General features: G+C 57.0%; 10 protein-coding genes and 1 pseudogene. 7 read left to right on the plus strand and 4 right to left on the minus strand.

Annotation, left to right across the window (positions count from 1 at the left end):
• The first annotated feature begins 16 nt into the window (after window positions 1-16).
• From P3C52_RS07025 to speD, 3 genes are all read left to right on the plus strand, one after another.
• A complete protein-coding gene (locus P3C52_RS07025) occupies window positions 17-364 on the plus strand; it encodes a YacC family pilotin-like protein (protein WP_275554447.1) in 348 nt (115 codons plus the stop codon).
• 107 nt (window positions 365-471) lie between these two features.
• The gene (speE, locus tag P3C52_RS07030; protein ID WP_275554448.1) at window positions 472-1,338 is read left to right on the plus strand and encodes a polyamine aminopropyltransferase; all 867 of its coding nucleotides are present in this window, start codon (window positions 472-474) and stop codon (window positions 1,336-1,338) included.
• Between the two features lie 14 nt (window positions 1,339-1,352).
• Entirely contained in the window at window positions 1,353-2,162 is an 810-nt protein-coding gene (gene speD / locus P3C52_RS07035) for an adenosylmethionine decarboxylase (RefSeq protein WP_275554449.1), read from the plus strand.
• A gap of 40 nt (window positions 2,163-2,202) precedes the next feature.
• Here speD and P3C52_RS07040 read toward each other — a convergent pair whose 3' ends face one another.
• Genes P3C52_RS07040 through P3C52_RS07055 form a run of 4 tightly spaced genes read right to left on the minus strand, consistent with a single transcriptional unit; the run spans window position 2,203 to window position 6,130 of the window.
• Window positions 2,203-2,967 (minus strand): DeoR/GlpR family DNA-binding transcription regulator, encoded by a 765-nt coding sequence (locus P3C52_RS07040; protein ID WP_275554450.1) that lies wholly within the window; start codon window positions 2,965-2,967, stop codon window positions 2,203-2,205.
• Between the two features lie 6 nt (window positions 2,968-2,973).
• Window positions 2,974-3,930, minus strand: coding sequence for a D-threonate 4-phosphate dehydrogenase (locus P3C52_RS07045; protein WP_275554462.1), 957 nt, complete (start codon window positions 3,928-3,930; stop codon window positions 2,974-2,976).
• Window positions 3,931-3,946: 16 nt separating this feature from the next.
• Window positions 3,947-5,206 carry a four-carbon acid sugar kinase family protein gene (locus tag P3C52_RS07050; RefSeq protein ID WP_275554451.1) on the minus strand — a complete coding sequence of 420 codons (1,260 nt, stop codon included), beginning with the start codon at window positions 5,204-5,206 and terminating at the stop codon, window positions 3,947-3,949.
• A 9-nt stretch (window positions 5,207-5,215) separates the two neighbouring features.
• The gene (locus P3C52_RS07055) at window positions 5,216-6,130 is read right to left on the minus strand and encodes a 2-keto-3-deoxygluconate permease 1 (protein WP_275554463.1); all 915 of its coding nucleotides are present in this window, start codon (window positions 6,128-6,130) and stop codon (window positions 5,216-5,218) included.
• Between the two features lie 209 nt (window positions 6,131-6,339).
• Between P3C52_RS07055 and P3C52_RS07060 the strand changes: the two are divergent.
• The 4 genes and pseudogenes from P3C52_RS07060 to P3C52_RS07075 form a co-directional block, all read left to right on the plus strand.
• Window positions 6,340-7,477: pseudogene (locus tag P3C52_RS07060) on the plus strand (iron-containing alcohol dehydrogenase).
• Window positions 7,478-7,500: 23 nt separating this feature from the next.
• On the plus strand, window positions 7,501-8,385 hold the full coding sequence (locus P3C52_RS07065; RefSeq protein WP_275554452.1) for a dihydrodipicolinate synthase family protein: 885 nt from the start codon (window positions 7,501-7,503) through the stop codon (window positions 8,383-8,385).
• Between the two features lie 81 nt (window positions 8,386-8,466).
• On the plus strand, window positions 8,467-9,876 hold the full coding sequence (locus tag P3C52_RS07070) for a sodium:solute symporter family protein (protein WP_275554453.1): 1,410 nt from the start codon (window positions 8,467-8,469) through the stop codon (window positions 9,874-9,876).
• A gap of 1 nt (window position 9,877) precedes the next feature.
• A partial coding sequence (locus P3C52_RS07075; protein ID WP_275554454.1) for an exo-alpha-sialidase occupies window positions 9,878-10,564 on the plus strand: 687 nt, incomplete at its 3' end.

The following is a 10,564-nucleotide window of genomic DNA, read 5'->3' on the forward strand; positions in this document are numbered from 1 at the left end:
TTTTTAGAGAATGATTATGAAGAAAGGCATCAAAGTCCTGCTGCTGTCGGGGCTTCTTGGCTTCTCCTCCACCAGCTTCGCGCTTAGCGAGTCGGAAGCGGAAGACCTGGCGGATTTAACCGCGGTATTTGTCTATCTGAAAAATGATTGCGGCTATCAGGATCTGCCTGATGCCCAGATTCGCAAGGCGTTGGTGTTTTTCGCCCAGCAAAACCGTTGGGATTTAAGCAACTACGCCAGCTACAACATGAAAGTATTAGGTGAAGAGAGCTATCGTGATCTAAGCGGAATTGCTGTTTCGAACGATAAAAAATGTAAGTCGCTGGCGCGTGATTCACTCAGCCTGCTGGCTTACGTAAAATAATCTCCCGCCCTGCGCTCTCCTGCTGCTAATTTGACCGTGCAACCCCCGGCAGAGTTAGCTATGATGTGCCGCCCAATTTTCATGGCTATTCTGAGGAGAGCCCCACCATGGCCCAAAATGAAATTTGGTATGAAACGCTTCATGCCGGCTTCGGACAATATTTTACGGTAGATAAGGTTCTCTACCGGGAAAAAACCGAGCATCAGGATCTGATTATCTTCGAAAATGCGGCCTTCGGTCGCGTCATGGCGCTGGATGGCGTGGTGCAAACCACCGAGCGCGATGAGTTCATCTATCACGAAATGCTGACCCATGTTCCGCTGCTCGCCCACGGCAACGCCAAAAAGGTGTTAATCATCGGTGGCGGCGACGGCGGCATGCTGCGTGAAGTGAGCCGTCACGCCGGGCTTGAGCAGATCACAATGGTAGAAATCGACGCAGGCGTGGTCGAATTTTGCCGTCAGTATCTGCCGAACCACAGCGCTGGCGCCTATGACGATCCGCGCTTCCGTCTGGTAATTGACGATGGCGTTAATTTCGTCACGCAGACCAGCGAAAAGTTCGATGTGATCATTTCCGACTGCACCGATCCGGTGGGACCGGGCGAAAGCCTGTTTACCTCCGAGTTCTACGCAGGCTGTAAACGCTGCCTTAATGAAAATGGCATCTTTGTGGCACAGAATGGCGTCTGCTTCCTGCAACAGGACGAAGCGGTCACCAGTCATCGCAAGCTGGGCCATTATTTTAGCGATGTCAGTTTTTATCAGGCGGCGATTCCGACCTATTACGGCGGCATTATGACTTTTGCCTGGGCCAGTGATAATCCGGCGCTGCGTCAGCTTGACGTCGCGACATTGCAGGCGCGTTTTGCGTCCGCAGGCCTTAACTGCCGTTACTACAATCCGGCAATCCATACGGGCAGCTTCGCTCTGCCGCAATATCTGATGAATGCGCTGTCAACCGGGCATTTATAAGGGGGTGAACTAAATTGCAAAAGCTGAAACTACATGGCTTCAACAACCTGACGAAAAGCCTGAGTTTTTGTATCTACGACATTTGCTATGCGAACAGTGAGGCCGAGCGCGACGGCTATATTGCCTATATCGATGAGCAATATAATGCCAACCGCCTGACTGAAATCCTGACCGAGACCTGCTCGATTATCGGTGCCAACGTGCTGAATATTGCGCGTCAGGATTATGAACCGCAGGGCGCCAGCGTCACCATTCTGGTCAGCGAAGAGCCGATCGATCCGAAAGATATCGATAATTCGGAGCATCCAGGCCCGCTGCCGGGTTCGGTGGTCGCCCACCTCGATAAAAGTCATATTTGCGTCCATACCTACCCGGAAAGTCATCCCGAAGGCGGGCTCTGCACCTTCCGCGCCGATATTGAAGTCTCCACCTGCGGCGTTATTTCACCGCTGAAGGCGCTTAACTATCTAATCCATCAGCTGGAATCTGACATCGTTACCGTCGATTATCGCGTGCGCGGTTTTACCCGTGATGTAAACGGCGTGAAGCACTTTATCGATCATGAGATCAACTCAATACAAAACTTTATGTCGGAAGATATGAAGGCGATGTATGACATGGTCGATGTGAACGTTTATCAGGAAAACATCTTTCATACCAAGATGTTGCTGAAAGAGTTCGATCTCAAACATTACCTGTTTAACACCCGACCGGAAGATCTGAGTCCGCAGGAACATAAGCGGATTACCGATCTGTTGTGGAAGGAAATGCGTGAAATCTACTATGGCCGCAATATTCCTGGAATTGGCCTGAAAACGCAGTAAAGCGTTGCTTTGCCGGGGCGGATTTACCGCCCCGTTTCGTTCAGGGGTTGGCCAGCATCAGTTGAAAATGCTGTTCTCTTAGCTGCGCCTGCGCTTCTTCACTAAGCCTGCCATCGGTAATGACCTCCGTCAGCGCCTGTAAAGGCGTCACGCAAAAGAGCGACCAGGAACCATATTTGCTGCTATCAGCCAGCAATACGCGCCGACGCGCATTAATCAGCAGATCCTGCTTCAGCCCCGCTTTCTCTTCCGTTGGCGTCGTAATCCCCTTTTCCAGGCTCCAGGAGTTACAGCTGACAAAAGCGATATCAGGATGAATCGTGCGCAACAGGCGACGACCATGTTCACCAATGCACGACTGGCTGGAATCATCAATACGCCCGCCGATAATCGTCACTTCAATTTGCCGAAAGCCGGAAAGAAACAGCGCAATATGCAGATCGGCGGTGATCACCCGCAGCGGCAGATGGGTAAGCTGACGCGCCAGCTCCAGCATGGTAGTGCCCGCATCCAGCACCACCGCATCACCAGCTTTAACCAACGCAGCGGCTTCACGGGCGATTGCCTGCTTCTCTACCAGGTTGCGCTGGATCTTTTCTGAAGTCGTGGGCTGTTCAGGAATAAAACGGTTTAACGTTACGCCGCCATGCGTCCGGCTGATTACCCCTTCACGATCCAGCTTGATCAGATCGCGGCGGATAGTGGCGGGCGAGGCGGAGATGGCCGTCACCAGTTGATCAACAGTAACCAGATTATGGCCCTTCAGGTAATCCATAATCTGGTCGAGGCGACTTTGTCCTTTCATCTTTCCCTATGCAAGTTGCATCGCAAGTTGAATCGAGACGGCCATGCTCTCAGACTTCGCTTTACCTGTCCAGGCAATATCAAAGGCGGTGCCGTGGTCTGCCGAAGTGCGAATAAACGGCAGGCCCGCCGTAATATTGACCCCGTCATAAAAGCCCAGCAGCTTAAGTGGAATATGGCCCTGATCGTGATACATCGCGACCACCATATCGTACTGGCCTTCATAACATTGCAGATAAACGGTATCGGGCGGACAAGGGCCGTAAGCGTCGATACCTTTCGCCTGCATCGCTTTGATCGCCGGACCAACGATAGTAATTTCTTCATCGCCGAACAGGCCATTCTCGCCAGCGTGTGGATTAACGCCAGCCACCGCAATACGCGGATGCGTATTGCCAACGCGCCGCAGGAAGGTATCCGCCATGCCGATCACCGTTTCTACGCGCGGCTGATTCAGGGTATCGAGAAATTTACGCAGCGCGATATGCGTCGTCACGTGGATCACTTTCAGCCGGTCGGTAAACAACACCATGGCGTAATCTTTACTGTTGGTCAGCTGTGCCAGCAGCTCGGTATGACCCGGATAGAGATGGCCCGCAGCGTGCAGCGCCTCTTTATTCAGCGGCGCGGTGGCAATGGCATGAACCTCACCCGCCAGCGCCAGTTCGGCAGCGCGCTTCACGCAGCGATAAGCGAGATCGCCCGCCTGTGCCTGCACTTTGCCCGGTACTAGTGCCTGCGGATCGGCCAGCGGCTCATCCAGCACGTTAATGGTTCCCGGCGCAAAGCGCGCCTGGGACGCCGTCTCAATGCTGCGCAGCGCAACCGCTGGCAACTGGCTCTGCGCCATAATGCGCCTGAAGGTCTCAAGACACCCCACCACAATTGCCGGCGCGCCGTTTAACTCCCCTTCCGTCAGCGCTTTAATAATGATCTCCGGGCCAATTCCCGCCGGATCGCCCATGGTTACGGCAATGGTCTTAGTGGTCACAGTACATCTCCTCAATAAACGAAAGCGCGTCGCAAAGCGCGTTCTCAGAACCAAAACCGCCGGCTTTGGTAATCACCGGCAAATCATCAAGATCGCTGTTGATAAAGCAGCCGCAGGGAATACAGGGCGCCGCCTCCTGCTGAATGCGGTAGCCCTGCGCGCCCAGCGCCTGCGCCACCGCGATAGCGGTATCGCCGCCGGTAAGAAACAGCCCGCCGATACGCGCGCGTTCGGTAATCGCCAGCGTCAGTTCGCCGAGGCGCCGGCTCAGCCGTTCGCCCAGTTCCGCGCGGCTGCACTGAAATTGCTGACACAGCGCATCGACCTGGCGGCGATCGTCCATGCTGCGGCTGGTGCGTACAATGCAGTGACGCCCGTCGGCGAGCAGCGCGCTCGCCTGCTTTGCCAGCAGGTCGACAGATGCCTCGTCGCGCAGCAACTGCGCCGCATCCGCCTCCACCGCCTGCGCGCGCCGGTTGCGCAGCGCCAGCTCAACCTGACGCCGCGTCGCCTCGCTCATTGAGCCGGCGATGGTCAGCACCGGCAGGCTCTGCCGCGCGGCAACGCAGGCGCTGGCAGGCAGCGCGGCAGCGAGCCCGGCGGCGCCGACCAGTAGCGGAGGCGCCTCCAGCGCCAGCGCCGCTTCGGCAATCACGGCCAGATCCCCTTCGGTAAGCGCGTCGATCACCACAATAACGGGCGTCTGCTGCCGGCAGCGGCGCAACTGCGCGGACAACGCGCCGCCGCGCACCGTCGCCAGCGGGATTTCGGTTACCGGCAGCCGGCTCTGCTGCGCCACAATCTGTTGAATACGCGACGCGACAATCGGCGTGCGCGGATCGCTGGCGTATTCGGTTTGCGCCAGCGGCGTCTGATCCACCAGGCATTCGCCGTGTAAGGTGGTGCGGCCCGCGCCGGGAATGGCGGCGGCGACCAGCGCCAGATCTCTGCCGCTGGCCAGCAGCGCCGCCTCGATTTCCGCGCCGATATTGCCGCGAAAGGTGGAGTCGATTTTCTTGTAGATCAGCAAATCTTTCTGACGCCACGGCGCCAGCGCCTCCTGTACCGCCTGCGCCGCCGCCGCCGCATCAAGCGCGCGGCTTTCGGTGTTGATCACCAGCACATCGGCGCGGCGCGACGGCGGCTGCTGCGCTGAAAGCATCACTTCGGTGTGCGCGCCTTTTTTCGCCAACTGAACGCCGGTATCGTTGGCGCCGGTAAAGTCATCGGCGATGACAACCATTTTCATAACGTCTCCTTAATTCGCTGCGTTGCGCTTTGCAACCCAGGAAGTTAACAGCGGGGTGAGGATCGCCGTGGTGATCACCGACGCGGCGATAAGCGGCGCGGCGGCTGAAGCCACCCCGGCCAGTGACGGATCGGCCTGCGCGATAGCGAGCGGCGTCGCTACCGCATTGCCGGCGGTACTGGCGGCGGCGGCGCCGGCAATGCCCGTGCCGCCGACCAGCCTATCGACGCGAATAGTAAAGAAACCGCCAATCAGCGTGGTGATAACGCCCAGACCGATGCCCGCCACGCCGCCCTGTAACAGCATCTCCAGATGGATGCCGGCGCCCAGCGCAAAGGCGAAGAAAGGGATCAGCAACGGGCCGCCACGGGTCAGGAAAGCGCGCATTTCGCTGTCCAGATTGCCCAGCAACATGCCGACTATCAGCGGGATCAGGATGGCGACCAGCGCCATCAGCGGAATGTTCGCCATGCCGGCGGCGCCCAGGGCGATCATGGTGAAAAACGGGCCGTCATTCAGCGACAGGACAGAGATGGCGCCTACGTCGCGCTCATCGCCGAACTCGCCGGCCAGCGCGGCATACAGCCCGCCGTTAGAGTTACTCATGGCGGAAATAATCGCCAAGCCGCTTAATCCCCAGATGCCGTCAGGGCCGCACAGAAGCTGAACGCCCAGCCCCAGCGCCACGGCCACCAGCAGCTTGGTCAGGGTAATGGCGCCGCCCTGCAACAGCGCGCGCGGCGCCGCCTTCACGCTGATGCCGGCGCCCATGCAGAGCAGAAACGCGCCGATCAACGCCGCCGCGCCATCTTTAAACAGCGCGGAGGTAAAGCCGCCTATCTGTAGCGCCTGCGGAAAGAAGGTATTCAGCGTCGCGCCCAGCGCCAGCGGCAGCACCATCATGCCGCCAGGTATTTTTTCTATTCCTGTTTGATTCTCATCACGTCCCCTCCGTTTTACGTCGATTGATTATATTCAATCACAATTGATTAAATATGAGCAACCTCAAATTAATCAAAAGCGATATGTCCTATAAAACGGGGGCGGCGAGAAGGTGACCGCACTGAGAAAATGATCAAGTTCAATCAACTGCTTCCGCTTTTCCGGCGTAACAAGGGGAAAAGGCAAACCTTATGAATATCAACAGCACCCTTCTCAGCGGCTTTCAGGCGCTCAATGACATTGGTTATGTCATTCAGAACCGGCGCAGCCTGCTGCTGGTAACCGATAAGAATGTTATCGCCATTCCCGCCGTCACGGCGCTGGTTGACCAACTGCGTACACAGGCTGAAACGCTGATCGTGCTGGACGATGTGCCGCCGGAGCCGAGCCAGCACGACGTCATGACTCAACTGGAAAGCCGGGTGGACGCCAGATAGAGATGGTGATTGGCATCGGCGGAGGCAGCGTGCTGGATGTGGCGAAACTGCTGTCGGTACTGTGTCGCGCTGCGGCGCCGACGCTTGATGCGCTGCTGGCCGGGGAAAAACCCACGGCGCGCCTGCCCTCCCTGCTAATCCCGACAACGGCCGGAACCGGTTCGAGGCAACGCCAAACGCGATTCTGGCGATCCCGGAAAAGGAGACCAAGGTCGGCATTATCTCGCCGGCGATGCTGCCGGATTACGTGGCGCTGATACCGGAACTAACCACCAGCATGCCGTCGCATATCGCCTCGTCAACCGGCATTGACACGCTGTGTCACCTGATTGAATGTTTTACCGCGACGGTGGCCAATCCGGTCAGCGATAACTATGCGCTGATTGGCCTGAAAAAGCTGTTCGCCAGTCTGGAAACCAGCGTCGCCGAACCGCAAAACCTCTGTGCGCGCCTCGATATGCTGTGGGCCTCTTATTACGGCGGCGCGGCCATCGCCCATGCCGGAACCCATTTGGTTCATGCCCTTTCCTATCCGCTGGGTGGCAAATATCACCTGCCGCACGGGGTAGCTAACGCCATTCTGTTGGCGCCCTGTATGCGTGCGATACGTCCGGCGGCAGTCAGCAAATTTGCCCAGGCCTATGACCTGCTGCCCGACACCAACCCTGCCTTAAGCGAAGAAGAAAAATCTCACGCGCTGGTGGACTATTTCGCCGCGCTGGTACAGCGCCTGAAATTGCCCGCCAGCCTGAATGAGCTGGGCATTGCCGCCGATCAGTTGCCGCAGTTGGTGGAATCGGCGCTGGACGTTCAGCGCCTGATTAAAAACGTGCCCACTAAGGTTAACGCCGACATGGTCCGGGATATTTATCAAACGCTCTTTCCGGCCTGATCGGAACCTATTACGAGGTAGTTATGAAGCAGAAAATTGAAGGCGTACTTACCGCGATTGTCACCACTTTTGACACTCAGGGCGCATTTAACCCGACGGCCCAGCGTCAGCAGGTGCGCCGTCAGCTCCAGGCGGGCAACGGTATTTTTTGCGGCGGCACCAACGGCGAGTTTTTTGTACTGAACGAGCAGGAAAAGCTGGCGGTGATTGAAACCTGCCTCGATGAAACGGCAGACCGCGCGCCGGTAGTGGCGCATATCGGCGAGATCTCCACCCGGGAAACTATCCGGCTGGGCAAGCAGGTGGCGCAACTTGGCGTGGACGCGGTCTCGGTAATTACGCCCTGGTTTGTGCCGCTTAAACAGGAGGAGCTGATCTGGCATTACCGCACGGTGGCGGATGCGCTGGAGGTTCCGTTGTTTCTCTACAACATTCCGGCGCGCACCGGCAATACGCTCCAGCCGGAGACGGTGCGCACGCTGGCGGCGCATCCCAATATTATCGGCATTAAAGACAGCGCGGGCAGCTATGACAGCCTGAGCGGTTTTCTGCAGGCAACGCGGGACATGGACAACTTCGCCGTGCTGAACGGGCCGGACTCGTTGATTCATCAGGGCTTCGTTGACGGCTGTACGGCGTGTATTTCCGGGTTGGCGAATGTCGCGCCGCAGGAAATTAACGCTATCTGGCGCGCTTACCAGCTACGCGATATTGAGGCATCGCGACTGGCGCAGGAAAACGTCACCGGGCTACGAACCGATCTTTACAGCGTCGCTTTCTCGCCCGCCACGGTGAAAAAGGCGCTGGCGCTGATGGGTCACGATGTGGGCGAAAGCCGCTACGCGGTGCGCTTCAGCGCCGACGACGAGCAGCGCATCCGCCAGATCGTGAATCAATACCTGCAATAACTAAAACACTATTTCTGCCTGATTACGTTAAAAAAAGGGGCCATACGGCCCCAGGGATTATTACGTCTGAGAGAGGCCATAATGAAAGAATTTACTGCTGTAGATACGCTGATCATTATTGGAATCGTGGTCGCCTATATCCTGTTTACTACCTGGATGACCTGGCGGCTGCGAAGCAAAAGCTCCGGCGATTTTATGGAAGGCTCGCGCGCGATGCCGGCCTTTATCGTCGGCGTAATGCTGATGTCGGAATATATCGGCGCGAAATCCACTATCGGCACCGCGCAGGCCGCCTTTGAGGATGGCTTCGCCGCCTCATGGTCGGTGATTGGCGCGGCGATCGGCTTTCCGCTGTTCGGCCTGCTGCTGGTGAAGCGCATTTATAACACCGGCAAAATCACCATTTCCGGCGCCATTGCCGAGAAGTACGGCAATTCAACTAAAAATATTATCTCCATTATTATGATTTACGCGCTGCTGCTGGTAAACGTGGGCAACTATGTCAGCGGCGCGGCGGCCATTTCTACCGTGCTGAAGGTCAATCTGCCAGTCGCCGCCTTTATTACCGCCATCGTCAGCACCTTCTATTTCGCTTTTGGCGGCATGAAAGGCATGGCCTGGGTGACGCTGCTGCACAGCGGCATGAAATATTTCGGCATTCTGGTGATTCTGGGCGTGGCGCTGCATATGAGCGGTGGCATTTCGCCAATGGTGCAGCAGATGCCGGACTTTTACTGGACCTGGGACGGACACATCGGCGCCAGTACCATTGTCGCCTGGCTGATCGGTACCATCGGTTCTATCTTCTGCACCCAGTTTGTGATTCAGGCGATCTCCTCCACCAAAGACGCCGCCTCGGCGAAACGCGCCACCTGGGTCGCTTTTCTGTTCTGCCTGCCGATTGCTATCGCCATCGCGATTATCGGCGTCGCGGCGAAGTTCCTGCATCCCAATATCAACAGCCTCTACGCGCTGCCGGTTTTTCTGCAGGATATGAGCCCATGGCTGGCGGGTCTGGTCACGACATCGCTGGTCGCCTCGATCTTTGTCAGCGTCAGTACCGTTGCGTTGGCTATCGCCTCGCTGATTGTAAAAGATTTCTATGTGCCGATGCGAAATCCGACTCCGGAGCGCGAATTTAAAATGACGCGCTGGCTGTCGCTGGCGATCGGCTTCCTGCCGCTGATTTTCGTGCTGTTCGTGCCGGAAGTCCTGAAGCTCTCATTCTTTACCCGCGCCATTCGCCTTTCGATTTCCGTGGTTGCGATGATGGCTTTCTATCTGCCCTTTTTCAAAAGCGCGCGCGGCGCTAATGCCGGACTGATCGGTGCCTGCGTCGTGACCTCGATTTGGTATCTGCTGGGCGATCCGTTCGGCATCAACAATATGTATATCGCCCTGATTACGCCAGCGGTGATTATGGCGCTGGATCATTTGATCCCACAAAAACGGCCAGTGACAAAAACCAATATGCAGAAAAGTGGAGCCTGAGATGACGCAAACAACCCTAACCCTTTCTTTAAACGACGAGATCGAGACGGCAATGCTGCCATCTCCCTGCCCGCAGAATCATGCCGCTAATCTGCTGCCGCTGCCGAACGGCGATCTGCTCTGCGTCTGGTTTGGCGGCACGCAGGAAGGTATTGCCGATATTTCTGTCTACTGCTCGCGACTGAGTAACGGCAGCCGTCAATGGTCGGCAGCTCAAAAACTTTCCGACGATCCCAGCCGCTCCGAGCAAAACCCGGTGCTGTTTCTGGCGCCGGATAATGTACTGTGGCTGCTGTGGACGGCGCAGAAATCAGACAATCAGGATACGGCGATTGTGCGCTATCGCCAGTCACATGATATGGGCGAAAGCTGGGGCGAGATTAAGACGCTGTTAGATAAACCCGGCACCTTTATCCGCCAGCCCATCGTGGTGCTGCCGAGCGGCGAGTGGCTGCTGCCGGTGTTCTATTGCCAGACACAGCCCGGTGAAAAATGGGTCGGCAATAATGATATCAGCGCGGTAAAGGTGTCACGCGACAACGGCCTGAGCTGGCAGGATGTTCCGGTGCCCGACAGCACCGGCTGCGTACATATGAATATTACGCTCCTGAAGGATGGCACGCTGCTGGCGCTCTATCGCAGCCGGTGCTGTCGGGCACCGGAACATCCTGCCAGCTCAGGCCGTTGT

The organism is Mixta sp. Marseille-Q2659, from assembly GCF_940807255.1.
Classification (GTDB): Bacteria; Pseudomonadota; Gammaproteobacteria; order Enterobacterales; family Enterobacteriaceae; genus Mixta.

Excerpts from the sequence above, each read along its gene's own strand:
- P3C52_RS07050 (WP_275554451.1), bottom strand. The coding sequence starts at position 5,206 with ATGAAAATGGTTGTCATCGCCGATGACTTTACCGGCGCCAACGATACC.
- speE (WP_275554448.1), top strand. The coding sequence starts at position 472 with ATGGCCCAAAATGAAATTTGGTATGAAACGCTTCATGCCGGCTTCGGA.
- P3C52_RS07045 (WP_275554462.1), bottom strand. The coding sequence starts at position 3,930 with ATGGGCGATCCGGCGGGAATTGGCCCGGAGATCATTATTAAAGCGCTG.
- P3C52_RS07040 (WP_275554450.1), bottom strand. The coding sequence starts at position 2,967 with ATGAAAGGACAAAGTCGCCTCGACCAGATTATGGATTACCTGAAGGGC.
- P3C52_RS07065 (WP_275554452.1), top strand. The coding sequence starts at position 7,501 with ATGAAGCAGAAAATTGAAGGCGTACTTACCGCGATTGTCACCACTTTT.
- P3C52_RS07070 (WP_275554453.1), top strand. The coding sequence starts at position 8,467 with ATGAAAGAATTTACTGCTGTAGATACGCTGATCATTATTGGAATCGTG.
- P3C52_RS07025 (WP_275554447.1), top strand. The coding sequence starts at position 17 with ATGAAGAAAGGCATCAAAGTCCTGCTGCTGTCGGGGCTTCTTGGCTTC.